Origin of the sequence: Microbacterium sp. 1262 (assembly GCF_040544895.1) — a bacterium.
GTDB lineage: Bacteria > Actinomycetota > Actinomycetes > Actinomycetales > Microbacteriaceae > Microbacterium > Microbacterium plantarum.
This window is the reverse complement of sequence record NZ_JBEPKU010000001.1, coordinates 2,476,645-2,501,261: the sequence shown is the minus strand read 5'-3', so window position 1 is coordinate 2,501,261 and position 24,617 is coordinate 2,476,645. Positions and strand designations below refer to the sequence as shown.

General features: G+C 70.2%; 21 protein-coding genes and 1 pseudogene. 14 read left to right on the top strand and 8 right to left on the bottom strand.

Annotation, left to right across the window (positions count from 1 at the left end; translation table 11 throughout):
* The first annotated feature begins 64 nt into the window (after positions 1–64).
* From ABIC53_RS11855 to ABIC53_RS11840, 4 genes are read left to right on the top strand one after another with little or no spacing between them, the layout of a single operon-like run.
* Entirely contained in the window at positions 65–1,120 is a 1,056-nt protein-coding gene (locus tag ABIC53_RS11855) for a carbohydrate ABC transporter permease (RefSeq protein WP_282501831.1), read from the top strand.
* Positions 1,117–2,034: a carbohydrate ABC transporter permease gene (locus ABIC53_RS11850; RefSeq protein ID WP_112615779.1), complete on the top strand. Its 918-nt coding sequence runs from the start codon at positions 1,117–1,119 to the stop codon at positions 2,032–2,034. Before ABIC53_RS11855 ends, ABIC53_RS11850 begins: the two co-directional genes overlap by 4 nt.
* Complete coding sequence (locus ABIC53_RS11845; protein ID WP_274178104.1) at positions 2,031–3,548, top strand: GH1 family beta-glucosidase; 1,518 nt, start codon at positions 2,031–2,033, stop codon at positions 3,546–3,548. Before ABIC53_RS11850 ends, ABIC53_RS11845 begins: the two co-directional genes overlap by 4 nt.
* Before the next feature lie 7 nt (positions 3,549–3,555).
* Entirely contained in the window at positions 3,556–4,569 is a 1,014-nt protein-coding gene (locus ABIC53_RS11840; protein ID WP_274178105.1) for a LacI family DNA-binding transcriptional regulator, read from the top strand.
* A gap of 35 nt (positions 4,570–4,604) precedes the next feature.
* On the opposite strand, the pseudogene ABIC53_RS11835 reads toward ABIC53_RS11840, so the two are convergent.
* The 5 genes and pseudogenes from ABIC53_RS11835 to ABIC53_RS11815 form a co-directional block, all read right to left on the bottom strand.
* A pseudogene (locus ABIC53_RS11835) lies at positions 4,605–5,286 on the bottom strand (VOC family protein); the annotation flags it as partial.
* A 103-nt stretch (positions 5,287–5,389) separates the two neighbouring features.
* A complete protein-coding gene (locus tag ABIC53_RS11830; RefSeq protein ID WP_274178106.1) occupies positions 5,390–6,730 on the bottom strand; it encodes a uracil-xanthine permease family protein in 1,341 nt (446 codons plus the stop codon).
* Positions 6,731–6,846: 116 nt separating this feature from the next.
* Positions 6,847–7,752, bottom strand: a complete 906-nt coding sequence (locus tag ABIC53_RS11825) for a phosphoribosylaminoimidazolesuccinocarboxamide synthase (protein ID WP_378718936.1) — start codon at positions 7,750–7,752, stop codon at positions 6,847–6,849.
* A gap of 37 nt (positions 7,753–7,789) precedes the next feature.
* On the bottom strand, positions 7,790–8,161 hold the full coding sequence (locus ABIC53_RS11820; RefSeq protein ID WP_137749778.1) for a PH domain-containing protein: 372 nt from the start codon (positions 8,159–8,161) through the stop codon (positions 7,790–7,792).
* A 79-nt stretch (positions 8,162–8,240) separates the two neighbouring features.
* Positions 8,241–9,371, bottom strand: a complete 1,131-nt coding sequence (locus ABIC53_RS11815; RefSeq protein WP_354451601.1) for an Ltp family lipoprotein — start codon at positions 9,369–9,371, stop codon at positions 8,241–8,243.
* 185 nt (positions 9,372–9,556) lie between these two features.
* On the opposite strand from ABIC53_RS11815, the gene ABIC53_RS11810 reads away from it, so the two are divergent.
* Complete coding sequence (locus ABIC53_RS11810) at positions 9,557–10,180, top strand: PadR family transcriptional regulator (RefSeq protein ID WP_354451599.1); 624 nt, start codon at positions 9,557–9,559, stop codon at positions 10,178–10,180.
* Positions 10,177–11,667, top strand: a complete 1,491-nt coding sequence (locus ABIC53_RS11805; RefSeq protein ID WP_274178108.1) for a DHA2 family efflux MFS transporter permease subunit — start codon at positions 10,177–10,179, stop codon at positions 11,665–11,667. The genes ABIC53_RS11810 and ABIC53_RS11805 overlap by 4 nt, the downstream gene beginning before the upstream one ends.
* Positions 11,668–11,706: 39 nt before the next feature.
* Here ABIC53_RS11805 and purD read toward each other — a convergent pair whose 3' ends face one another.
* Complete coding sequence (purD, locus tag ABIC53_RS11800) at positions 11,707–12,978, bottom strand: phosphoribosylamine--glycine ligase (RefSeq protein WP_354451596.1); 1,272 nt, start codon at positions 12,976–12,978, stop codon at positions 11,707–11,709.
* Positions 12,979–13,013: 35 nt separating this feature from the next.
* Between purD and ABIC53_RS11795 the strand changes: the two genes are divergently transcribed.
* The 7 genes from ABIC53_RS11795 (at position 13,014) to ABIC53_RS11765 (ending at position 20,626) form a co-directional block, all read left to right on the top strand.
* Entirely contained in the window at positions 13,014–13,382 is a 369-nt protein-coding gene (locus ABIC53_RS11795) for a sterol carrier family protein (RefSeq protein ID WP_354451594.1), read from the top strand.
* A 51-nt stretch (positions 13,383–13,433) separates the two neighbouring features.
* Complete coding sequence (locus ABIC53_RS11790) at positions 13,434–14,318, top strand: HtaA domain-containing protein (RefSeq protein ID WP_354451592.1); 885 nt, start codon at positions 13,434–13,436, stop codon at positions 14,316–14,318.
* A 2-nt stretch (positions 14,319–14,320) separates the two neighbouring features.
* A complete protein-coding gene (locus tag ABIC53_RS11785; protein WP_354452215.1) occupies positions 14,321–15,424 on the top strand; it encodes a heme/hemin ABC transporter substrate-binding protein in 1,104 nt (367 codons plus the stop codon).
* Between the two features lie 41 nt (positions 15,425–15,465).
* Positions 15,466–16,470: a FecCD family ABC transporter permease gene (locus ABIC53_RS11780; protein WP_323987007.1), complete on the top strand. Its 1,005-nt coding sequence runs from the start codon at positions 15,466–15,468 to the stop codon at positions 16,468–16,470.
* Positions 16,467–17,252: a heme ABC transporter ATP-binding protein gene (locus ABIC53_RS11775; protein ID WP_323987008.1), complete on the top strand. Its 786-nt coding sequence runs from the start codon at positions 16,467–16,469 to the stop codon at positions 17,250–17,252. Before ABIC53_RS11780 ends, ABIC53_RS11775 begins: the two co-directional genes overlap by 4 nt.
* 101 nt (positions 17,253–17,353) lie before the next feature.
* Positions 17,354–20,239, top strand: a complete 2,886-nt coding sequence (locus ABIC53_RS11770; RefSeq protein ID WP_354451591.1) for an HtaA domain-containing protein — start codon at positions 17,354–17,356, stop codon at positions 20,237–20,239.
* A 63-nt stretch (positions 20,240–20,302) separates the two neighbouring features.
* Positions 20,303–20,626 (top strand): potassium transporter Trk, encoded by a 324-nt coding sequence (locus ABIC53_RS11765; RefSeq protein ID WP_323987010.1) that lies wholly within the window; start codon positions 20,303–20,305, stop codon positions 20,624–20,626.
* Positions 20,627–20,731: 105 nt separating this feature from the next.
* Here the strand turns inward: ABIC53_RS11765 and ABIC53_RS11760 are convergent, their stop codons facing one another.
* Both ABIC53_RS11760 and nagE read right to left on the bottom strand, forming a co-directional pair.
* Positions 20,732–21,343, bottom strand: a complete 612-nt coding sequence (locus ABIC53_RS11760) for a zinc-binding alcohol dehydrogenase (RefSeq protein WP_354451589.1) — start codon at positions 21,341–21,343, stop codon at positions 20,732–20,734.
* 73 nt (positions 21,344–21,416) lie between these two features.
* Positions 21,417–23,339, bottom strand: coding sequence for an N-acetylglucosamine-specific PTS transporter subunit IIBC (nagE, locus tag ABIC53_RS11755; protein ID WP_354451587.1), 1,923 nt, complete (start codon positions 23,337–23,339; stop codon positions 21,417–21,419).
* A gap of 98 nt (positions 23,340–23,437) precedes the next feature.
* Between nagE and ABIC53_RS11750 the strand changes: the two genes are divergently transcribed.
* The gene (locus ABIC53_RS11750) at positions 23,438–24,583 is read left to right on the top strand and encodes an ROK family transcriptional regulator (protein ID WP_354451585.1); all 1,146 of its coding nucleotides are present in this window, start codon (positions 23,438–23,440) and stop codon (positions 24,581–24,583) included.
* Positions 24,584–24,617 lie beyond the last annotated feature (34 nt).

The following is a 24,617-nucleotide window of genomic DNA, read 5'->3' as shown; positions in this document are numbered from 1 at the left end:
CTGTCGGGGCGCATCGGATCATCGGTGCGCCCCGGCGTCCCCCTCTCGGACCCGAAGGACGATCGTGACCACGACTCAGCAGCGCCCAGTGACGCGCGCCCCCCGAAACGACGACGGCGGTCGTCCTCCGCGAGTCATCTCTTTCTCGCAGAAGCTCAGCAAGTGGGACATCCGCTTCTCGCCGTACCTCTACATCTCGCCGTTCTTCATCATGTTCGCGATCGTGGGGCTCTTCCCCATCGCGTACACCGCGGTGATCTCGTTCATGGACTGGGACCTCATCCGCGGCGAGGGTGAGTTCATCGGATTCGACCAGTACATCTGGATCCTGTCGCAGCCCCACTTCTGGACCGCGCTGCGCAACACGTTCAGCATCTTCCTGCTCTCGAGCGTCCCGCAGCTCGTGCTGGCGATCTTCATCGCGGCCGTGCTCGACCGGAACATCCGCGCCAAGACCTTCTGGCGCATGGCGGTGCTCGTCCCCTACGTCGTCGCCCCCATCGCCGTCGGCCTCATCTTCAACGCGATGTTCGCCGACCAGTCGGGCTTCATCAACGGCATCCTCCAAGCGATCGGGATCGGCGCCATCCCCTGGCACGTCGAGCCGTTCTGGAGCCATGTCGCGATCGCCACGATGGTGAACTACCGCTGGATGGGCTACAACACCCTCATCCTGCTCGCGGCCATGCAGGCCGTGAACCGCGACTTCTACGAGGCGGCCACCGTCGACGGCGCCGGCCCCGTGCGCCAGTTCTTCTCGATCACGCTGCCCTCGCTCAAGCCGACGCTCATCTTCGTCATCATCACGGCCACGATCGGCGGCCTGCAGATCTTCGACGAGCCGCGCGTGTTCGACCAATTCGGCCGTGGTGGATCCGCCCAGCAGTGGCTGACCATCACCCTCTACCTCTACGACGTCGGCTGGGGACAGTGGAACTTCGGCCGGGCCGCGGCGATGGCGTGGATCCTGTTCATCATCATCGTGCTGATCGGACTCGTGAACCTCGTGGTGACGCGCACCCTCGTCCGCGACGAAGGACTTCGCCGTGAGCTCAGCAAACGGGAGCAGAAGAAGCAGTCCAAGCAGGCGCAGCGCGCGCTGAAGGAGAACCAGGCATGAGCACCATCGGCACTCCCGTCCCCCTCGCCACGGTGGAAGAGGGCATCCCGAACGCGCGCAAGCAGCGCCGGGGTGGCCGCGCCCGGCGCATCCGCGGCAGCCGTCCCGGGTTCTGGACCTACGCCATCCTCGGCGCCGTGTTCCTCTCGGCCGTGTTCCCCCTCTACTGGTCGTTCGTGATCGGCTCGGGCGACTCGTCCACGCTCCGCAAGCCCTTCCCGTGGATCCCCGGCGGCAACTTCATCGAGAACGCCCTGTCGGTCATCTCCAACCCGGCCGTCAACTTCTGGCCGGCGCTGTGGAACTCCATCTACAGCTCGTTCCTCATCGCCGCCGCCGTCGTGATCACCTCGACGCTCGCCGGCTGGGCCTTCGCGAAGCTGCGCTTCCACGGCGGACCCGGGCTGCTGGTCTTCGTCGTGGCGACGATGGCCGTGCCGCAGCAGCTCGGCGTCGTGCCGCTCTACATCCTGTTCTCCGAGCTCGGCTGGACGGGGCAGATCGGCGCCATCATCATCCCGGCGCTCACCAGCGCCTTCGGCGTGTTCTGGATGACGCAGTACTTGCGTCAGGCGGTGCCCGACGAGCTGATCGAGGCGGCGCGCGTCGACGGAGCCTCGATGATCCGCACGTTCTGGACCGTCGGCATGACCGCGGCGCGTCCGGCCGCGGCGATGCTGTTCCTCTTCACCTTCGTCGGAGCCTGGAACAACTTCTTCTGGCCGTTCATCGTGCTCGACCGGCAAAACCCGACGCTTCCCGTGGCGCTGTCGCTGCTGCAGTCGAACTACTTCGTCGACTACTCGGTCGTGCTCGCGGGCGTCATCCTCGCCACCATCCCGCTGCTGCTGCTGTTCATCTTCGCGGGCAAGCAGCTCGTCAGTGGCATCATGGCCGGGGCGGTGAAGGGATGACCCTGAACCTCGACCGCACTCAGCAGGAGAACATGAACGCTTCGCGCAGCTTCCCCACCGGCTTCCTCTTCGGAGCAGCCACCGCGGCGTACCAGATCGAGGGCGCGGCCTTCGAAGACGGTCGTACCGCGTCGATCTGGGATGCGTTCGCCCGTGTTCCCGGTGCCGTGATCAACGCCGACAACGGCGACGTCGCGTGCGATCACTACCACCGCTACCGCGACGACGTCGCGCTCATGAAGGAGCTCGGTCTCGACACGTACCGGTTCTCCACCTCGTGGTCGCGCGTGCGTCCCGACGGCGGCGCGCTCAACCCGAAGGGCGTCGACTTCTACGAGCGGCTCGTCGACGAGCTCCTCGGTGCCGGGATCATCCCGTGGCTGACCCTCTACCACTGGGATCTGCCGCAGGCCATCGAGGACCGGGGCGGGTGGACCCTTCGCGAGACCGCCGATCGTTTCACCGAGTACGCCCTCGACATGCACGACGCCCTCGGCGACCGCGTGCACCACTGGACGACGCTCAACGAGCCGTGGTGCTCGTCGTTCCTCAGCTACACCGCGGGCATCCACGCTCCCGGACGGTTCGACATCGGCGACGGCATGCTCGCGGCGCACCACCTGCTGCTCGGTCACGGGCAGACCGTCGCCGCCCTGCGCGAGCGCGACTCGTCGCTGTCGCTGGGCATCACGCTGAACCTGACGGTGGCCGAACCGGCCGATCCGGCCGATGCCGCCGACGTCGACGCGGCGCGGCGCATCGACGGCCAGTTCAACCGCTGGTTCCTCGACCCGATCTTCCGGGCCGCCTACCCCGGCGACATCGTCGCCGACATCGAGAAGGTGGATGCCGCGGCGGTCGAGCGCTGGCGCGATGCCGTGCGCCCGGGCGACGAGACGATCATCGCGCAGCCGCTCGACGCCCTCGGGGTGAACTACTACCACGGCGAGTTCGTGGGCGGTCGTCCCGACCCCAACCCGCCGACCCCGGGAGACGCGCCCACCGATCGCAAGACCGGCTCGCCGTGGCCCGCCGGTCACGACATCTACTGGCACGAGCGGGGTCTGCCCCGCACGTCGATGCACTGGGAGGTGCAGCCCGCGGGGCTGACCCAGCTGCTCGAGCGCGTGTGGACCGAGTACGCCCAGCCCGTCGGCACGATCCTCTACGTCACCGAGAACGGCGCCGCCTACGACGACGAGCTCGTCGAGGTCGACGGCGAGAAGTCGGTGCCGGACGCCGAGCGCACCGAGTTCCTGCGGGTGCACCTGGGCGCCATCCTCGACGCCCAGGAGGCCGGTGCCGACGTCCGCGGCTACTTCTACTGGTCGCTGCTCGACAACTTCGAATGGGCCTGGGGCTACGAGAAGCGCTTCGGCATCGTGCACGTGGATTACCACACGCAGGAGCGGACGTTGAAGGACAGCGCGAAGGAGTATCGTCGGGTCATCGCAGATCGTGCGATCGACGTTCCCGCTCCGGCGGACGCCGCCCGGACCGCCGTCCCGAGGTAGCCCACCTGTGATCTCCGACCAGAACCGGACGGCCGCGACCATCGAAGAGGTCGCGGCCGTCGCCGGTGTATCGCGCTCGACGGTGTCGCGCGTCGTCAACGGCTCGACCGCCGTCAGCCCCGCCGCCCTCGAGTCGGTGCGCCGCGCGATCGCCGAGCTCAACTACGTTCCCAACCGCGCGGCGCGTTCGCTCGCCAGCCGGTCGACGATGGCGATCGCGCTCGTCGTGCCCGAAGACACCAGCCGGGTGTTCGGCGATCCGTTCTTCGCGGCGGTCGTGTCGGGCATCAACTCGCGCATCAGCCGCAGCGACTATGTGCTGAACCTGATCATGGCCAGCGCCGACCCCGGCGACAAGACGGCCCAGTACGTGCGCAGTGGGGCCGTCGACGGCGCGATCATCGTGTCGCACCACACGAGCGACACCTTCATCGAGCGCATCGCGGCCGCGATTCCCGTCGTCTACGGCGGTCGACCGGTGCGATCGCGGATGGGCGACTACTACATCGACGTCGATAACGTCGCCGGTGCGCGGGATGCCACGGCCTACCTCATCGGCCGCGGATGCCGCCACATCGGCGCGATCACGGGCCCGCCGTCCATGCCCGCCGGCGTCGACCGCGCCGAGGGCTACCGCGTGGCGCTCGCGGAGTCGGGACTCACGCCGGCCCCCGTCGTGCAGGGCGACTTCACGACCGAGTCCGGAGCTGTGGCGATGCGTGCCATCCTCGCGGCGGGCGAGCCGCTCGACGGCCTCTTCGTGGCGAGCGATCTCATGGCGCGCGGCGCCATGCAGGTGCTCGCGTCCGAGGGGATCAGGGTCCCTGACGAGGTCGCGGTCATGGGCTTCGATGATTCGCCCGTCGCGCTGACGACCGAGCCGCAGCTGACGACCATGCGGCAGCCGTCGTTCGCGCAGGGCGAGTGCATGGCCGATGTCCTGCTCGCGCGGCTCGCGGGGATGTCGCCCCCCGAGGTGACGATCCTCGACACCGAGCTCATCGTCCGCGGCTCGGCCTGACGCGGGCCTGACGCTCGGGTCAGGGCGCGTCGTGCTCAGGCCAGGGCGGCGTGGAGCGTGTTCTTCCAGGGGTCGTCGAACGCGACCGTGCGCCCGTCGTCGCGCACCGCGATGCCATGATGGCGCAGACGTTCGGTGAGAGCCCCCAGATCGTCGGCCGTCGGCAGCGCGAGGTCGACGCGGCCGAGCCCGAGCGCCGGCATGCGCGGCCCTGCCCCTCGGGAGTTCCACACGTTCATCGCCATGTGGTGGTGGTAGCCGCCCGCGCTGACGAAGAGGGCCTGCGCGGGCGGGATCGGATGGCGTGGAGCCGGCGCTGCCCGCGCTGTCGAGCATCGCGGCATCGAGGTGCTCGCGTAAGAAGGCGTTGGGGTCGAGGAAGAGCGTGTCCATCTCGACCTGTCCGTGCGTCCACGACCAGGTGCTGCGATCGCGGTCCCAGTAGAGCTCGATGCCGTTGCCCTCGGGGTCGGTGAAGTAGAACGCCTGGCTGACGAGGTGGTCGGCGCTGCCGGTGAAGGTCGAGGGCGCGTGGCGGGCGACGCTGTAGAGCGCGGCCGCCAGAGCTGCCTGCGTCTCGAACAGGATGGCCGTGTGGAACAAGCCAGCCGACCCGGCGGCCGCATGGCGGAGCGCGGGCTCGTGGCGCAGGATCACGACCGGCCGGCCGGCGCGCCCGAGGGTGACGGTGTCGCCGCCTGCGGCGAGCACCTGCAGGGCCGGGAGCGGCGTCGAGTGCACGGCGAAACGCCGAGTGCACGGCATCCTCGCGTCTGAAAGTCGTCCTTTCGACGGGATGCCGTGCACTCGGGATGCGGGCCTACTGGGGGTCTCCTCCCAGGGGGCCCACCGCGGGGATGGGGCCGCCGTCGTCGGCGCCGGTCTTGCGCCAGCGGGCGATCGCGTTGCCGGCGTGGTAGATCACCAGTGCCGCGATGGTGCCGAGGACGATCGCGCCGAACTGCAGCGAACCGAAGTTCATCGCGAACCCCGCGATCGCGATGACGAACGACACCGCGACGGTGTACTGGTTCACGGGACGCGAGAAGTCCACGCGGTTGTCGACCCAGATCTTGATGCCGATGACGCCGATCAGGCCGTAGAGGGCCGTCGTGACGCCGCCGAGCACGCCCGCGGGGATCGTGTTGAACACGGCCCCGACCTTGGGCGAGAAGGCGAGCAGGATCGCCACGATGCCGGCCACCCAGTACGCGGCGGTCGAGTAGACGCGGGTCGCGGCCATGACGCCGATGTTCTCGCCGTAGGTCGTGGTGCCCGAGCCGCCGAAGCCGCCCGCGAGGGTGGTCGCGACACCGTCGGCGATGAGCGCGCGGCCGGTGTGCTTGTTGATCGAGGGGTCGTCGGTCATGGTCGCGACGCCGCGCACGTGGCCGACGTTCTCGGCGATCAGCACGAGCACGACGGGGAGGAACATCGGCACGATGGACCAGGCCGCGGCATCCCCGATCGCCACGAGGTGGAAGTCGGGCAGACCGAACCAGGCGGCGGCCCCGACGGCCTCGAACTCGACCTGTCCGGTGACGGCGGCCACGACGTAGCCGACGATCACGCCGAGGAAGATCGAGATGCGGCCGAGGAACCCGCGGAACAGCACGCTGAACAGGATGACGGCGCACAGGGTCACCGTGGCGATCTCGGGCTGCAGCTGGAAGTTGTTCCAGGCGGCGGGTGCGAGGTTGAACCCGATGAGCGCGACGATCGCACCGGCGACCACGGGCGGCATGAGCTTCTCGATCCAGCCCGTGCCGAAGGCCTGCACGATGAAGCCGACCGCCGCGAGCAGGAGGCCCGCGACGACGACGCCGAGGAGCGCCTGAGTGATCTGCTCGGCGGTCTCGAGGCGGTTGCCGCCGTTGAGCGCCGTGATGGGGGCGATGAAAGCGAACGACGAGCCCAGGTAGCTCGGCAGCTTGTTGCGCGTGATCAGCAGGAAGACGAGGGTGCCGAGACCCGAGAAGAGCAGGGTCGTCGAGACCGGGAAGCCGGTGATGATCGGCACGAGGAACGTCGCACCGAACATGGCGACGACGTGCTGCGCGCCGATCGCGATGGTGCCGGGCCAGTTCAGGCGCTCGCCGGGCTTGACGACGGCGCCGCGCGCGACGGTGCGACCGTCGCCGTGGAGGGACCAGATGGGCATGGGACTCCTCGGAAAGGATGAACGATTCGGGATGGAGCGCGAGAGCGGCCCTACCCTACCTGTGAGATCCCTGCATGCCGCGTCGGCGCTCCGCGGAGCGCGCGTACGGCCCGCCCTCAGCCCGCGAGCGTCTCGAGCAGCTCGCGATACTTCGCGGCGGTGCGCTCGACGATGTCGTCGGGGAGAGCCGGGGGAGTGCCGGTCTTGTCCCAGGCCGCCGCGAGCCAGTCGCGCACGATCTGCTTGTCGTAGCTGGCCATGCGCTCGGCGGGCGTCGTGCCGGTGCGCCAGGCCTCGGCATCCCAGTAGCGCGACGAGTCGCTCGTGAGCACCTCGTCGGCGAGGGTCAGCACGCCATCGGCATCGAGGCCGAACTCGAACTTCGTGTCGGCGAGGATGAGCCCCTTGCTCTCGGCGAGGGCGGCGGCTCGTCGGTAGATCTCGAGCGACGCGTCGCGCAGCGCGGCGGCGGTCTCGGCGCCGACGAGCTCGACGGAACGCTCGAACGAGATGTTCTCGTCGTGCTCGCCGAGGGGAGCCTTGTACGCGGGGGTGTAGATCGGCTCGGGCAGGCGGTCGCCGTTCTGCAGGCCCGCGGGGAGGGGGATGCCGCACACCGTGCCGCTCTCGGAGTACTCGGCCCAGCCGGTGCCGGTCAGGTAGCCGCGGACGACGCACTCGATCGGCTGCATGTCGAGCTCGCGCACGATCATCGCCCGCGCGGCGACCGCTGCCGGCGGCTGGAGCCCCAGCAGATGGTTCGGGATCGGGTGGCCGCCGTCGCGACCGGCGAGCTGGGCGAACCACCACAGGCTCAGGCGCGTCAGCAGCTCGCCCTTGCCGGGGATGCCGGGCTCAAGGACGTGGTCGAAAGCGCTGACGCGGTCGCTCGCGACGACGAGCATCCGGTCGGCCGGGCCGTCCGCCGGACGGTACAGGTCGCGGACCTTGCCGGAGTAGACGTGCTTCCAGCCGGGCAGATCGAGGGCGCTCACCCGGCCATTATCCCGGAGCGCGCCGATGGGTTGAGCCGCGCGGCAAGCACCACTACAGCCGAGGTCAGTGTGCGTGCAGGACGGCCCAGGCAATCAGGCTGTCGATACGCCGGACGTCGGCGCCCTTCGAGAGCTTCACCTTGATGTGTCCGGCTCGCGTCCACAGCTCGATCTCGGAGTTCCAGTCGAGGGTTCCCGCGTTCTCGGATGACCACATATTGATCGCACTGTAGGGCAGAGAGTAGATCTCGACCTTCTTGCCCGTGATGCCCTGGGCGTCACGGACGATCAGCCGCTTGGTGGTGAAGGTCGCAGAATCGCGAAACGTCTTGAACGATGCGACGGCTTCTTCGCCCTGTGTCAGAAGGGGCAGCACATCGGCGGGGACGGCGATCTCTTGTTGCAGCGTCCACGTGAGCATTGCGGCGGGTTCCATGAGGGTTCCTCGGTGATCGTGAGATGGAGGTGTAGGTGTACGTGGTGCGGGGGCAGACAGATCGCCTGCCCCCGGTCGTTCAATAACCGATGGCTGCCAGCCCGAACTCGATCTGTTCGGAGGTGAACCCTTCGAAGGCGAGCTGGTCGTAGAGCCCTTGGCGTGAGAACGCCATGAGATCAAGGTAACTCGCGGCCTTCTCGGCAGCTTCCGCGTTCCAATCCGCGCCGGCATTGTCCGCGCCGAACGTGGCGTCCTCGTTGGTGAACCCCTCGAACTCGAGCTGCGTGATCAACCCCGTGCGCGAAAAGCCCATGAGGGACAGGTAGCTCGCGGCTTTGTCGACCGCGTTGCGCTGCCCCAGCGAGAGCACAGGCGCGGGGGCTTCAGCGACGACCGTGATCTCTGCTCCGTCATCGGCCTTGGCGCCTCCGGTCACGTTCTGAGACGTGACGAGCCAGTCGTCACCGGTTCCTTCGGGTACGACGAGGACGAAGCCACCTGCTTGCAGCGCGACCCGGGCCTCGGCCACAGTCGAACCGACGATGGTCGGAACCGTGGCACGGTCGTCGACTGGTGCCGCCGCCACGTCGTCGGCGGGATCGTTCGCGGTTTGGTCGTCGATGGGCGCGGCTACGACAGGCGCCGAGACGCGGTCCGACACGCTGTTCGCCGCGTTGCCGATGTTAGCGACGAGCGCGACGACCACGACGATGCCGGTGACGATCCAAGCGATCATCGGCTGCCTGCCTTCGCCTCGCACCGCGAGGCCCCGGGCGTCCTTCGCATTCTGCGTCAGCGTGATGATCAGGTCGACCAGCGCCCAGATCCCGAGGCCGCCGAAAGTCAGGAGCTTGATGATGCCAGTTCCGACTTTCCCTAGGTAGAACCGATCGACTCCGAGGACCCCTAGAAATAGTGCGAAGAGCCAGGTCGCGATGAACGACTTATCGCTCAGGGCGGGCTGCGCTGAGCCCGGTCCTTGTGTGGTCATAGCGGATGGCGCGGCCGGGTAGCTGTCTTGGGGCGGCGTCTGGACGGATGCTGCGTGCGTGAAAGGTGCCGGCGGGGCCGCGAGGGTTGCCGGTGGCGCCGGTGGCGCCAGTGGCGGCGGTGGCGGCGGTGGCGGCGTGGTGGCGCGCGAGTGCGATGTGTTTTCTGAAGTCATTTCTCCCCCGAATGTCTCTGTGCAATATGAGACGGCTCTCATATTGGCATCCGATCCCCTTTCGTCACAATGCAGGAGCAGTAGTGGGCGTCGATCGGACTGGCGCGGTGCTCGATCCGCTGCGGTCCACGCCTCCCGAGCATCGCGGGGGTCCGTCCGGATGCCGGCCGACGATCACCCGTGAAAAAGGCGTATAGTCCACATGGACTAATCGAGAGGGGGGTGCCATGCCGGATGCCGTCGATCGGCTCACCCCGCTGGGGCTGATGCTGCTCGCGCTGCTGCACGAGGACGACATGCACGCGTATGAGATGGTCCGCCTGCTGCGCGAACGGAAAGCCGACCGCCTCGTCGCCCTGACGCACGGGACGATCTACCACACCGTCGCGCGTCTCGAGCGGCAGGGCCTCATCGATGACGTCGGCACCGATCGCGACGGCAACCGTCCGGAGCGGACGACGTACACGCTCACGGACGCCGGCGCCGACATGATGACCGCGTGGGTGCGGCGCGAGCTCCCCGCCGTCGACCGCCCCGAGCGTTTCCGCGTCGCGCTGGCCGAATCGCACAACCTCGAGCGCGCCGAAGTGGTGGCGCTCCTCAGCGAGCGGAGGGACGCCCTGGCGGCATCCCTCGAGGCGCACCGCCAGGCGCGCGACCATGCGATCGAGCGCGGCTCGTATCCCCAGTTCTGGATCGAGGTGCACCGCGAGACGGCTCTGCTGTCGGCGGATGTCGCCTGGCTCGACGAAGCGGTCGAGTACATCCGTCGTCCCGACACCGTGTGGGGGGTCACCGACCTCGCCCCGACCGACCGCTACCTGGCACAGAGAGAAGCCGCCCGCGCATGAGCGAGAGAACCAGCACCGTCCGCGCCCCCGAAGGCGCCGCCCCCGCCGTCAACCCGTGGCCCGCCCTGTGGGCGATGGTCATCGGGTTCTTCATGATCCTCGTCGACACCACGATCGTCTCGGTCGCGAACCCGGCGATCAAGGCCGCGCTCGACCCGTCGACCGGCAACCTCGACAACGTGGTGTGGGTCACCTCGTCGTACCTGCTCGCCTACGCAGTGCCCCTGCTGGTCACGGGCCGCCTCGGCGACCGATTCGGGCCGAAGAACATCTACCTGATCGGGCTCGCGATCTTCACGATCGCCTCGCTCGCCTGCGGGCTCTCGGGCTCGCTCGCCGTGCTCGTGATCGCGCGCGCCGTGCAGGGTCTCGGCGCCGCCCTCATGACCCCGCAGACGATGGCCGTCATCACCCGCACCTTCCCCGCCGAGCGCCGGGGCGCGGCCATGGGCCTGTGGGGTGCGACCGCCGGCGTCGCGACCCTCGTCGGACCGCTCGCGGGCGGCCTTCTCGTCGACGGCTTCGGGTGGGAGTGGATCTTCTTCGTCAACATCCCCGTCGGCGTCGTGGCGTTCGTGCTGGCGTGGCGCCTGGTGCCGCAGCTCGAGACCCACCCCCACCGCTTCGACGTCGTGGGCGTCGTGCTGAGCGCGATCGGGCTCTTCCTCATCGTGTTCGGCCTGCAGGAGGGCGAGCACTACGAGTGGGCCGCCGGCATCTGGGCGATGATCGGGGCCGGTGTCGTCGTCATGGCGGTGTTCGTCTGGACGCAGGGACGGACGAAGAGCGAGCCCCTCGTGCCGCTCGAGCTCTTCCGCGACCGCAACTTCGCGATCTCGAACCTCGCGATCGCCGCGGTGGGCTTCACCGTGACGAGCATGGCGCTGCCGATGGCGTTCTTCACGCAGCTCGCGCGCGGGCTCACCCCGACGCAGTCGGCGCTGCTGCTCGTGCCGATGGCGGTTCTCTCGGGCGCGCTCGCACCGCTGGCCGGCCGCATCCTCGACCGCGTCGACCCGCGCCTGCTGCTCGTCCCCGGCCTGACGCTGATGGTCCTGGGCCTCGTCGGCTACGCGCTGCTCATGAACACCGAGGCGCCCGTCCTGCTGCTGCTCATCCCCGCCGCGATCATCGGCGTCGCCAACGCCGGCATGTGGGGTCCGCTCGCCACGACGGCGACCCGCAACCTGCCGCCGCGTCAGGCAGGGGCCGGCTCGGGCATCTACAACACGACCCGCACGGTCGGCTCGGTGATCGGCTCGGCGGCGATCGCGGCCTACATGCAGTCGCGGCTGACGGCGAACCTGCCGGGTGCCGGGGATGCCGCGGGCGGCGACTTCGGCGGCGGCGGCGCGATGCCTCCCGCGATCGCCGAGGGTTTCTCCGCCGCGATGGCGCAGGCCATGATCCTGCCGGCGATCGTCATCGGGGTCGCCGTGATCGTCGTGATCTTCCTCAAGCGCCCCGCCCACCTCGTCCGGCGCTGACCCCGGCCGCGACCGAACGGGACCGCCCGCGTTGTGGATTCAGTCCGCGACGCGGGCGGCGATGTCGGTGCGGTGGTGCGAGCCGTCGAGGCTGATCTCGGACAGCGCGCGATAGGCGCGGTCACGGGCCTCGGCGAAGTCGGTGCCGCGCGCGACGACGTTCAGCACGCGCCCGCCGGTGGCGACGAGCCCGTCGACCGTCTCGGCGGTCGCGGCATGCGCGAGGTGCACGCCCTCGACGGATGCCGCGGCGTCGAGCCCCGTGAGCGCCCGGCCGGTCACCGGGTTCTCGGGGTAGCCCTCGCTCGCGAGCACGACCGTGACGGCGGCGTCGCCCGAGAACGTCGGCTCGGGCTCGGACTCGAGGCGCCCGCTCGCCGCGGCCATCAGCAGCTCCGAGAGCGGCGAGGTCAGCCGCGCGAGCACGACCTGCGTCTCGGGGTCGCCGAACCGCGCGTTGAACTCGATCACCTTGATGCCCGACTCGGTGAGGATGAGGCCCGCGTAGAGGAGGCCGATGAACGGCGTGCCCTCGGTGTCGAGGTGGCGGATGACGGGCTCGGCCACGTCGCGCGTGACCTCGGCGACGAACTCGGCCTCGCTGCCGAACCGGTCGGCGAGCCAAGGGAGCGGCGAGTAGGCGCCCATGCCCCCGGTGTTCGGGCCGGCGTCGCCGTCGTAGGCGCGCTTGTAGTCCTGCGCGGGGCTGAGGGCTCGGACGGTGTCGCCGTCCGAGACGAAGAAGAGCGACACCTCGGGGCCGGCGAGGAACTCCTCGATCAGCACCGGGCCGCTCGCGAGGTAGGTGTCGGCGTGGGCGAGCGCCGCGTCACGGTCATCGGTGACGATGACGCCCTTGCCGGCAGCGAGACCGTCGGCCTTGACCACGTGGGGGGCGCCGAGCTCGTCGAGCGCGGCCTCGACCTCGGCGCGGCTCCGCGCGCGCACCGCCCGACCGGTGGGCACACCGGCCTCGTCCATCACGCGCTTCGCGAAGGCCTTCGACCCTTCGAGCTGCGCGGCGACCTTTCCGGGCCCGAAGACGGGGATGCCGCGTTCCCGCAGTGCATCGGCGACACCGGCGATGAGCGGGGCCTCCGGGCCGACGATGACGAGGTCGACGTTGGCGCTGCCGGCGAACTCGGTCACCGCGACCGGGTCGTTCTGGTCGAGGCCCGGGACGATCTCGGCATCGCGCGCGATGCCGGCGTTGCCGGGGGCCGCGAGCAGGTCGTGACCTGCGCCTTCCGCGGCGAGAGCGAGGATGATGGCGTGCTCGCGCGCGCCCGAGCCGAGGACCAGGATCTTCACCCGGCCAGCCTACCGACCGGGCTAGCGTGGAACCCATGGCCCGCAGCATCCTCACCGCCGATGGCCGCGCCGCGCTCGCCGCGGTCGCCGTCGCCGACGCCTCCGGCGAGAAACCTGCGCGCACCGACCTGGCGACGGCCGTGCGCTACCTGTTGCAGCTGCTCGTCGAGAAGGCGCCTGGCAACTCGGTCGAGATGCGCGTGCCGCCCTTCGGTGCCGTGCAGGTCGTCGAGGGTCCGCGACACACGCGCGGCACTCCCCCCAACGTCGTCGAGACGGATGCCGCGACCTGGATCGCCCTCGCCCTCGGCGAGCTGGCCTGGGCGGATGCCGCCACCGCGGGCCGGCTCAGAGCGTCGGGCACCCGCGCCGACCTCGGAGCGCTGCTGCCGCTGCGGCCCTGACGCCGACTCCGGTAAGGTTAGGCAAGCCTGACCTTACTTCTGGAGTCTGCTGTGCGCTCTTCCCTTCTGCCTCGAGCGTCTCTCGGGGCGCTCGCCGCCGCGTCGATCCTCCTCGGCATCGCCGCCCCCGCCTCTGCTGTCAGCGGTCCCGATCTCGCCACCGTGAGCTCGCCGCCCGCATGCGACATCACCGACGCGACCATCACGTGGGGCTTCAAGGAGTCGTTCCGCTCGTACATCTCCGGCTCCATCGCGAAGGGAGCGTGGGAGCCCTTCGGCGGCGTCGGTTACGAGACGCCCGCGTTCACCTGGACCGGCGGCACGGGCAGCTACGACCCCGCGACCGGCGCTGGGTCGATCGCCTTCCCCGGCGGCATCCGATTCACGGGGCACGGCGGACTGCTCGACTCGACCGTGCAGAACGCCACGCTCGAGCTCGCGCCGGCGGCGGGGCGCGTTCTCGTCGACCTCGCCGGGGTGTCGATGGAGAGCGCGCTCGCCGGCGACGACACCGTCGTCACGACGCCCCAGGTTCCGCTCGTGACCCTCGACCTGGCGGGTCTGGGGAGCACGGTCTCGGGCGAGGCCCTCACCCTCGCCGCGACGGAGGCCGCCACCGCGATCACCGACGAGGGGTACGCCGCCTTCGGCAACTACGAGACGGGCACCGCCTTCGACCCGCTCTCGTTCACCGCGAGCGGGGTGTGCGCGGCTGCTACCCCGACGGCCGAGCCGTCGCCCGTCGTCGACGCGTCTCCCGCCGCGGATGCGGCAGAGGCGGGCGACGACGAGAGCGGATCGAGCGGTGCCCTCCCCGTCGCGCTCATCGCCGCGATCGGCGGCGCGCTCGTCGCGACGGTCGGCGGAACCACCGCCGCGATCGTGGCCTCGCGCCGCAAGCGCCGCGAGGCGTCCGCCGAGGGGTCGTCGGCGTGAGGATGCGGCGGCTCGTCGTCGCTGCGCTCGCCGCCGCGGCCCTGTCGCTCAGTGCGTGCGCTCCTGCGGCGACGTCTCACGGCGAGGCCGCGGCGCAGGTCGCGATCGACCGGCCTCCATTGAGCGAACTCGCGCCCGTGGCCGATCCGCGCTCCCTCGAGGGCCCGTCGACCGCGGTGCTCGCTGATGCCGCGGTCGAGCCGGTCCTGACGGATCCCACCCAGCGCCTGCCGGTGACCGTGACCTCCCACGACCTCACGGGCGACGTCGAGGTGACGGTCGCCGACACCGCGCGCATCATCGCGATGGACCTCTCCGGCTCGCTCGCCGCCACCGTCTGGGGCCTGGGGCTCGGGGACCACCTCGTGGGCCGCGACGTCTCGACGACGTTCCCCGGTGCGGCGGACCTGCCGGTCGTCACGGGCAGCGGCCACACCGTCAACGCCGAGTCGATCATCGGCCTCGCTCCGAACCTCGTCATCACGGACGGCAGCATCGGGCCGGTCGACGTCGTGCAGCAACTGCGGGATGTCGGCATCACGGTGGTCTTCGTCGAGCGCTCCGCCTCGTTCGCGGGCGCCGCCGATCTCGCGCGGTCGGTCGGCGACGTGCTCGGCGTGCCCGAGGCGGGCGAGCAGCTCGCCCAGCGCATCGCGAGCGAGGTCGACCAGACGCGTGCCCAGATCGCCGCGCTTGCGCCGGCGGCCGCGGCGGACCGGCTGCGCATGGTCTTCCTCTACCTGCGCGGCACGGCGGGGGTGTACTACCTCTTCGGCTCCGAATCGGGCGCCGACCAGCTCATCGCCGCGCTCGGCGGCGTCGACGTCGCCGGCGAGCTCGGCTGGAACGGCATGCAGCCGCTCACCGATGAAGCCATGGTCGCCGCCGACCCCGACCTCATCCTCGTGATGACCGCCGGGCTCGAATCGGTCGGCGGCGTCGACGGTCTGCTCTCCGACAAGCCCGCGATCGCGCTGACCGCAGCCGGCCAGCATCGCCGCTTCGTCGACATGGCGGACGGACAGATCCTGTCGTTCGGGCCGCGCAGCGCGGGGGTGCTCGACGCGCTGGCACGCGCTGTCTACGCGCCCGATCCCGCCCCGTGAGCGGGCGTGCCGCTGGGCGCCGCGGAGTTCTCGTCGCGATCGTGAGCGCGGTGCTGCTCGTGGTGGGCGTCGTGCTCTCGGCCGGGCTCGGTCAGCTGCCGGTCGGTCCCGCCGAGGTCGTGGGCTCCGTCCTTCGCGCCCTCGGCATGCCCGGCTCGTGGGCGCCGACCGAGCCGCTCATCGAGCAGACGCTGTGGCAGATCCGTTTCCCGCGCGTCGCGATGTCGCTTCTGGTCGGTGCGCTGCTCGCGGTCGCCGGTGCCGTCATGCAGGCGATCTTCGCGAACCCGCTCGCCGAGCCGGGCGTCGTCGGCGTCTCGTCGGGCGCGGCCGTCGGCGCTGCCGCAGCGATCACGCTCGGCTTCTCGTTCCTCGGTCCGTGGTCGATCGCGGTCTGCGCCTTCGCGGGCGGTCTCGTCGCGACCTTGGTCGTGTATGCCGCTGCCCGCGCGCAGGGCCGGACCGAGTCGATCACGCTCATCCTGACGGGCATCGCCGTCAATGCGTTCGCGGGGGCCGCGCTGGCGCTCCTGATGTTCGCGGGAGACACGGCGTCGCGCGAGCAGATCGTGTTCTGGCAGCTGGGCTCGATGAACGGCTCGCGCTGGACGGAGGTCGCGGTCGTCGCCCTCGTCGGAGCGCTCGGCACCGCGGCATCCCTCGCTCTCGCGCGCCGCTACGACCTTCTGGCGCTCGGCGATCGCACCGCCGCCCACCTCGGTGTGCGCGTCGAGGCGCTGCGGGTCGGGTCGATCGTCCTCGTCGCCCTGCTGACCGGCGTCGCCGTCGCGTTCGTCGGCATCATCGCGTTCGTCGGCCTCGTCGTGCCCCACATCATCCGCATGCTGGTCGGGCCGGCGCACCGCGGGCTCATCTCGCTGTCAGCGCTCGCCGGCGGCGTCGTGCTCGTCTACGCCGACCTCCTGGCCCGGACCCTCGTCGTGTCGGCGGACCTCCCGATCGGCATCCTGACGTCGCTCGTCGGCGGTCCGTTCTTCTTCTGGCTCATCCGCCGCACGCGCCGCACCGCCGGGGGCTGGACGTGACCGGGGCCGCCGTCGAGGTGCAGCACGCCAGCCTGCGGCTGGGTGATGCGACGATCCTCGACGACGTGACGATGGATGTCGGCTATGGTCGGCTGCTCGCCCTCGTCGGGCCCAACGGCGCCGGCAAGTCGAGCCTGCTGTCGCTGCTGACGGGCGACCGTGCACCCACCTCGGGGGATGTCCGTCTCGACGGACGCCGGGTGAGCGAGTGGTCGGCCCGCAACCTGTCGCGGCGGCGGTCCGTGCTGCTGCAGTCGAACCAGGTGGCGTTCTCGTTCACGGCGGGGCAGGTCGTCGCGATGGGGCGGACGCCTTGGATCGGGACCGAGCAGGCGGCCCTCGACGATGCGCGTATCGCCGAAGCGGTCGAACGGGCGGATGTCGCGCACTTGCTCCATCGCGCCTACCCGTCACTCTCGGGCGGCGAGAAGGCACGCGTCTCGCTCGCCCGCGTGCTCGCGCAGGACACCCCCGTCGTGCTGCTCGACGAGCCGACGGCGGCGCTCGACCTCCGGCACCAGGAGGCCGTCCTCGGCGTCGCACGCGACCTCGCCCGTGACGGGTGCGCGGTGGTCGTCGTGCTGCACGACCTGTCGCTCGCTGCGGCGTACGCCGACGAGGTCGCGATGATCGACGGCGGCCGGCTCGTCGCCCGGGGCAGCGCGCGAGAGGTGCTCACGGCGGAGCGGGTCACGGCCGTCTACGGCACCGAGGTGCGCGTGCTCGACGATCCGGATACCGGCCGCCCGGTCATCCTCCCTCGCCGTCACGCCGAGCGCTGACTATCAGCCTCTTCACAAAATTGGATTAGGTAAGGCTAAGCTAACTGACGTCGCGTGCCCGACGCGCGAGCTTCACCTGCATCGAGATTCGGAGGGTTCCCATGCTGAGAACCAGGAGGGCGGCGCTGCAGCGTCCGCTCGCGAGCGTGCTGACCGGCGCGCTCATAGCCATGGCCGCCGTCGTCGGCGTCGCCGCACCGGCGTCGGCCGCCGGCCCCGTTCTGACGACGTCGACCACCGTCGTCGCGAACGAGAAGATCACCGTGGCCGTCTCCGGCACGGGCTTCGAGGTCGCCCCCCAGTACCCGGGCCAGCCGAGCCGGCACGCCTACGTCGCCCTCGTCGAGAAGGGCGACCTGACGGTCGACCAGGCGACCACGCCCAACACCTCGTTGGACGTCTCCGCTGCGGGCGAGATCACCGGAAGCCTCGAGCAGATCGCGAGCGAGCTCGATCGCACGAAGGCCTACGAGGTCATCTCGTGGCCGTCTCGTTCGTTCCCCACCGGGGCGAATCTCCTCGCCCGCGCCGACGTCTCGATCGACTGGGACGCGCTCTTCCCGCCCGTCGCCGAGTCGACCACGACGACCCTGTCGGTCTCGCCCGACGGAACGGCCGTCGAGGGCGCCGACGTCACCCTGACGGCGACGGTCTCGCCCGCGGCATCCGGCTCCGTCTCGTTCACGGCCGGTGACGCATCGCTCGGCTCGGCTCCGGTCGACGGGGGCGTCGCGAGCATCGTCACCTCGTCGCTCGCCGTCGGCACGCACAGCATTGCGGCCGCGTTCACCCCGGCCGACGCCACGGCCTACTCCGCCTCGACCGCGCCGGCGCTGAGCTACGCGGTCACCGCGAAGGCGACCGAGCCCGAGACCCCGGTGCGGGTGCCCACCCTCACGCTGTCGAAGTCGACAGGGCTCGACCCCGCGGGCGAGGAGATCACCGTCAGGGGCACGGGCTACGACCCCGCCCAGCCGATCTACCTCACGACCTGCACCGACCGCCCGCTCGCAGAGGTCGACTTCGCCTTCATCGCAGCGGGATGCACGAACGGCGCGAAGGTCGTCACGTCGACTCCCCTCACCCCGACGATGGTGAGCTTCACCGAGGACGGTTCGTTCGAGACCACGCTGACGGTCGCGCCGAAGGGCGAGACGACGGCGGTCTACACGATCGCCAATCACAGCGGCATGACCAACCGCACCCAGGACGCGAAGGCGGTCGTGTCGTTCGCGACGACGCCGGCCGAGCCGCTCCCCGCCCCCACCCTCACGGTCACGCCGAACACGGATGTCGACCCGAGCGGTGCCACGCTGACCGTCGAGGGACGCAACTACCGCCAGAGCGAGGTGGGAGCCGGATTCGCGCTGCGCTTCGGCTGGGTCGCCGAGACCTGGAAGCCGACCGACGGTGCCGCGGATGCCGCGCGCCCGTCGGTCTCGTACGTCCGTGTCTCCGACGCGGCGACCGGCGGCACCAACCTCCCGTGGACCGAGAACGCCGACGGCACGGTCGACTTCACGTGGACCGTCCGGGTCGATGAGAAGTCCGCGAACGAGAAGCGCCCCGGCGACGACTACCGCCTCGGCGTCTTCACCTTCGGCAACGAGAAGTCGCAGGGTCTGCAGCCCGACAACGAGCTCTTCGTCCCGGTGACGTGGGCCGAGGTCGCGCCGCAGCCCGAGCCGACGAAGAGCCCGAAGATCACGGTCACCCCGAATGCCGACCTCGACCCGGCCGTGGCCAACACGCTCACGGTCTCGGGCAGCGGTTTCGTCGGCGACAGCGCCGCCAACGGCGCGTACGTGGTGTTCGGTGAGAAGTCGCTCTGGGCAGGCGCCGGCCCGTTGCCCGCCGAGGGGTGGGTGCAGCTGGCCTGGGTGCGCCCGGGCTCGATCGTGGGCGGCGCCTTCACCGTCGAGCTGACGATTCCCGCGGGCTCGCTCGACCCGACGAAGAGCTACCACGTCGCCACATCCGCTGCCCACGCGCTGTCGATCACCGATCGCACACTCGACACCTTCGCCGACGTCACCGTCGCGAAGCCGACGGCTCCGTTCGTCGCGTTCGCGGGCTCGGCGACCGTCGCCCAGGGCGGAGTGCTCGCGTTCACGGGAGGCGGCTTCACGCCCGGCGACGTCGTCACGGCCGTGGCGCACTCCGAGCCGGTCACGATCGGTACGGCGACGGCGGATGCCGGTGGACGCGTGTCGTTCTCGTGGACGGTTCCCGTCGGATTCGCGGCGGGCGACCACACGCTCGAGCTGAGCGTCGGCGGCACCGTCGCGGCATCCGCGTTCTTCCGGGTCACGCCTGCCGCTGTCGCCGCGGCCGTCGAGTCGCCGGCCGCACCGTCATGCGTCGCCCGGTCGGTCTCGGGAGCGACGATCGAGTGGGGTGTGAAGGAGTCGTACCGCTCGTACATCACCGGCCCGATCGCCAAGGGCGAGATCTCCGGCGGCTGGGGCACCGGCTCGGGTGCGTACAGCCCCGAGAACGACCGCGGCCGCGTCAGCTTCGGCGGATCGGTGCACTACACGGGCCACAGCGGTCTGCTCGACATGACCCTGTCGAACCCGCGCGTGCAGATCACCGGCGCGAACACCGCCTCGCTGATCGTGAACGTGCAGTCCAAGGGGTACAACGGCTCGCCCGACGTGAACGCGAACGGCGTCGTCTTCGCGACGCTCTCGCTGCCCGCCGCCACGACGACGGCGAATCGGATCAGCTGGACGGGTGCATCGGCCACGCTGACGGCCGCGGGCGCCGAGGCCTTCGCCGGCTTCTACTCGGCCGGTGAGGCCCTCGATCCCGTGAGCATCACGTTCCCGCTCGGCGCCGAGGTGCCGTGCGACGCATCGACCGACGCGACCCTCGCCGCGACCGGTGGACAGGCTCCCGTCGACACCCTGTGGCTGGGTGCCGGGATGCTGCTGATCGGCGCGCTCGCCGTGTCGTTCACGCGTCGCCGTCGCAGCGCGCTCTGACCAGCCGCTGAGCCCTGTCGTCGCACCGCCCGGGCACTGCTCGGGCGGTGCGACAATGGAGTCATGGCTGAGGAGATCACCGAACGGGTCGAGTCGGCGCGCGTGCGTCGCGTGCCCAAGTACAGCGTGTTCCTCCTGCTCGGGGCCGCCGCGGGCATCATCGTCGCGCTGGCCCTGACGTTCGGCATCCCGGATGAGGGAGTCAGCACCAACACCGGCCTGCAGTACTCCGCAGGTCAGGTCTTCGGCTTCATCGCGCTCGGCGCCATCCCGGCGTGCATGGCGATCGCGGGCGTCATCGCCGTCGTGCTCGACCGCGCCGCGCGTCGGCGCACGCGCGAGGTGCGTATCCTGCACGAGCGCGTCCGCACCGTCGACAACGCCTGACCCGGGTCAGGCGCACTTTCGCACGTCGGCCGCAGTTCGAACCGCGCCTCATTCACGTAAGTGCGCTTCACGCGCCGCGCACCACGGATGCGGGATCGCGCGAGGTCAGGCGATCTCGGCGATGATCGGCGCGATCGCGGCGTCGAAGGCCACGACGTCGCTGCGCAGACCGTCGGTGACGGCGATCGTGAGCGCGCCGATCCACCACACGCCGCGCTGGCTCAACGGCAGCACCTGCACGTTCAGCTCGAACGAGTGCGCCCGCCGGCCGATGCGGCGCTCGTGCTGGGCGAGCGCTCCGGCGTAGGCGCGATAGGCGACGGCGCCGGCGCCCGACGAGCGCGAGGCGTACCGGGCGTGCACGTCACGCGCGAAAGCCACCGCTTCGGCCGCATGAGGGCGGATCTCGCGCTCGAGCCGCTCGAATCCCTCGGTCGGCAGTGCCACGAGGGTGTCGAAGCCGTCGACGAGATCGAGCGGCACGGGAGAGGGATGCGCGAGCGGCTCGACCGTCATCTCCCAGTACGCTCGCCACTGCCGCTCGAGCTCGGCCTGCGTCTCGGGGTCGCGCTCGACGGGTGTCGGCTCGATCCCACGCAGGTGGGGCAGCTCATCCGGAGTGCGGATGCCGAGCGCCTGGCGCAGGTACAGCGCGACGACGACCGAGGGCGCGGCATCCTCCCGCACCACCCACTCGGGAGTCTTCGCCGCGCTCATGGCGCCAGTTTAGAGCGGGGGTGGCGGGGTGCGGCCGGTGCCGAGGAGATGACGCTCGGCACCGGCCGAGACGTCACTCGAACTCGATCGACGCGTGTTCGTTGTTCAGCACGATGACCGGCGTGATGGGGGAGTAGCCCGCGCCGCGGATGACGCCCGTGTCGATGCGGAGCAACGGATGCCCGGCATGCACACCTTCGCCCTGCTGGACGAGCGCCTGGAACCCACGGCCCTTGAGGTCGACGGTGTCGATGCCCACGTGGATCAGCAGCTCGGTGCCGTCGTCAAGGGTCATGCCCACGGCGTGACCGGTCGGGAACACCGTGGTCACGGTGCCGTCCGCGGGCGCGACGACCGTGTCTCCGGACGGGTCGATCGCGAGGCCGGGACCCATGGTCCCCTGCGAGAACATCGGGTCGGGAACCTGCGCGAGCGGCACGACCGTGCCGGCGATGGGCTGACGCAGCCGCACCACCGCGGGGGCGGTGGTCGTCACCGTGCCCGCACCCTGCGGTGCCGACGATGCCGCGGGCGGCTCGACCTCGCGGCCGGCGAGCACGTCGTCCATCGCATCCTTCACGAACTGCACGTTGAGTCCGTAGACCACCTGCACCGACTTGGCGCCGGAGATCATGGTGCCCGCGGCGCCGGCGCGCTTGAGCGCGTCGCTGTCGACGCGCGACGTGTCGGCCACCTCGAGGCGGAGGCGGGTCGCGCAGTTGTCGAGCTGGACGATGTTGTCCTTGCCGCCGAGGCCCGCGATCATCTTCTCCGCGGTGGGGCCGTAGCCCGCGTCGCGGTTGATTCCCGGGCCGATGTCGGCTGCAAGCTCGTCGTCGTCTTCACGGCCCGGAGTCTTCAGCCGGAACTTCAGGATGAGGAACCGGAACACCACGAAGTAGACCGCGAACCAGAACAGGCCCATGATCGGGATCATCCAGGGGTTCTGAGCCAGCGGGTTCATCCAGCCGAGCACCAGGTCGATGAAGCCCGCCGAGAAGCCGAAGCCCATGCGGGTCGGGAGCAGCGCGGCGATGAAGACCGAGATGCCGGTGAAGACGGCGTGGACGAGGTACAGCCACGGCGCGAGGAACATGAAGGTGAACTCGAGCGGTTCGGTGACGCCGACGAAGAACGAGGCGACGGCGGCTGAGAGGAGGATGCCCGACACCATCTTCTTGCGCTTGGTCTTGGCGGTGACGTACATCGCCAGGGCGGCGCCGGGCAGACCGAACATCATGATCGGGAAGAAGCCGGTCATGTACTGACCGGTCACCCCGAAGACGCCGTCGCCGTTGGAGCCGGCGAGGAAGTTGTTGAGGTCGTTGATGCCGGCGACGTCGAACCAGAAGACCGAGTTCAGAGCGTGGTGCAGCCCGAGCGGGATCAGGAGGCGGTTGAAGAAGCCGTAGAGCCCTGCGCCGACGGGGCCGAGGGTCGAGATCCACTCGCCGAAGATGACCAGGCCCGTGTAGACGATGGGCCAGACGAAGAACAGCACCGCGGCGACGACGAGCGAGATGCCGGCCGTGACGATCGCCACGGAGCGCTTTCCCGAGAAGAAGGACAGCGCGTCCGGGAGCCTGACGTCCTTGAACCGGTTGTAGGCCCACGCGCCGATGAGGCCGCAGATGATGCCGATGAAGACGTTCTGCACCTTGCCGAACGCGGGGTCGACCTCGGCGACATCCTCGATGCCGAGGAAGCCGGCGACGGTCGCGGGGCTCAGGAGGGTCGTGATCGTGAGCCACGACACGAGCCCGGCCAGCGCTGAGGTCCCGTCAGACTTGTTGGCCATGCCGATCGAGATGCCGATCGCGAAGAGCAGGGCCATGTTGTCGATCAGTGCGCCGCCCGCGGCGGCGAGGAACGTCGCGATGATGTTGGGGCCTGCGGCAGAGGCGATCCAGTAGCTGATCCCGACGAGGATGGCGGCGACGGGAAGCACGGCGACCGGCAGCATGATCGACCGGCCGAGTCGTTGGAAGAATTTCACGGGTCACTCCGATGTGCGCGGGGGAACGGGGTTCTGACAGTATTGGTTAAGAACGTTTCCGAATTATTTCTCGGGAACTGTACTCGATCGGGGAACGTATGACTACGACGTCAGCGGAAGGCGCTGCTTCGCCGAGGGCGCGCGGCCGCCGCATCCGTCCCGAGGACGCGCGCAGCAACAACCGTCGCCTCGTCCTGCAGGCGCTCCACCGAGAGGAAGGGCTGTCGCGCGCCGACATCGCGCGTGCGACCGGACTCTCGCGCGTGACGATCTCCGATCTGGTCGGTGAGCTCGTCGACGAGCAGCTCGTCGTCGAGAGCGGCCGCGGACACCGGTCGGGGCCTGGCGCGCCCTCCCGGGCCCTCGCGCTGGCGAGGTCGTCGCGCAACGTGGTCGCCGTGTCGATCTCGAGCGGCGACACGATCGAGGGCGCCGTCGTCGACCTCGGGGGAACCGTCATCGCGCGCGAGGTCGTCGAGCGCGGCGGGTCGACCGGCGCCGAGGCGCTCGCCGTGCTCGGTGACCTCATCGACCGGCTGGTCCGCACGGCTGAGGCCCCGATCCTCGGGATCGGCGTCTCGACACCGGGCGTCGTCGACGGCGCGGGCGTCGTCCGCGAGTCGTCGCATCTGGACTGGCACGACGTCGCGCTCCGCGGCATCCTGTTCGACCGCACCGGTCTGCCGGTCTCGGTCACCAACGGGCTCAACGCCGCGGGCATGGGCGAGCTGAGCTTCGGCAAGGTCGATCACGATCTGCTGCTCGTCCGGATCGGCGCCGGCGTCGGAGCCGCCGCGATCGTGAACGGCGCGGTCGTCCACGGACGCAACTGGGCCGCGGGCGAGATCGGCCACGTCGTCGTGACGGAGGGCGAGGGCCCCGTCTGCGCGTGCGGCCGCACCGGATGCCTCGAGGCCTGGCTGTCGGTGCCGAAGCTCGAGGCTCGGCTCGCAGCGGCGCCCGACGCCGAGGCCGCTCTGCACGTTCGCCGCGAGGCGGGGCGGTGCCTCGGCATCGCGCTGTCACCGCTCGTCGCGACGCTCGGGCTGACGGACGTCGTGCTGAGCGGACCGGCCGAGCTGATCGAGGGGGCGCTCATCGACGCCGCTCGCGATGCGGTGGCCGCCCGGGTCCTGCCGATCCTCTTCGACGACCTGACCGTGCGCCTCGCCGAGACCCACGGCGACCTCCGACTGCGGGGAGCCGCAGCCCTCGTGCTGTCGGAGACCCTCGGGCTCGCCTGAGCCGAGCCCCGGCATCCGCCCTCCCGACCGAATC

Coding starts and splice junctions, on each gene's coding strand:
- ABIC53_RS11845 (WP_274178104.1), top strand. CDS start 2,031: ATGACCCTGAACCTCGACCGCACTCAGCAGGAGAACATGAACGCTTCG.
- ABIC53_RS11750 (WP_354451585.1), top strand. CDS start 23,438: ATGACTACGACGTCAGCGGAAGGCGCTGCTTCGCCGAGGGCGCGCGGC.
- ABIC53_RS11765 (WP_323987010.1), top strand. CDS start 20,303: ATGGCTGAGGAGATCACCGAACGGGTCGAGTCGGCGCGCGTGCGTCGC.
- ABIC53_RS11830 (WP_274178106.1), bottom strand. CDS start 6,730: ATGCCCATCTGGTCCCTCCACGGCGACGGTCGCACCGTCGCGCGCGGC.
- ABIC53_RS11820 (WP_137749778.1), bottom strand. CDS start 8,161: ATGGAACCCGCCGCAATGCTCACGTGGACGCTGCAACAAGAGATCGCC.
- ABIC53_RS11770 (WP_354451591.1), top strand. CDS start 17,354: ATGCTGAGAACCAGGAGGGCGGCGCTGCAGCGTCCGCTCGCGAGCGTG.
- ABIC53_RS11850 (WP_112615779.1), top strand. CDS start 1,117: ATGAGCACCATCGGCACTCCCGTCCCCCTCGCCACGGTGGAAGAGGGC.
- ABIC53_RS11815 (WP_354451601.1), bottom strand. CDS start 9,371: ATGAGAGCCGTCTCATATTGCACAGAGACATTCGGGGGAGAAATGACT.
- ABIC53_RS11785 (WP_354452215.1), top strand. CDS start 14,321: ATGCGGCGGCTCGTCGTCGCTGCGCTCGCCGCCGCGGCCCTGTCGCTC.
- ABIC53_RS11810 (WP_354451599.1), top strand. CDS start 9,557: ATGCCGGATGCCGTCGATCGGCTCACCCCGCTGGGGCTGATGCTGCTC.
- ABIC53_RS11760 (WP_354451589.1), bottom strand. CDS start 21,343: ATGAGCGCGGCGAAGACTCCCGAGTGGGTGGTGCGGGAGGATGCCGCG.
- ABIC53_RS11795 (WP_354451594.1), top strand. CDS start 13,014: ATGGCCCGCAGCATCCTCACCGCCGATGGCCGCGCCGCGCTCGCCGCG.
- ABIC53_RS11805 (WP_274178108.1), top strand. CDS start 10,177: ATGAGCGAGAGAACCAGCACCGTCCGCGCCCCCGAAGGCGCCGCCCCC.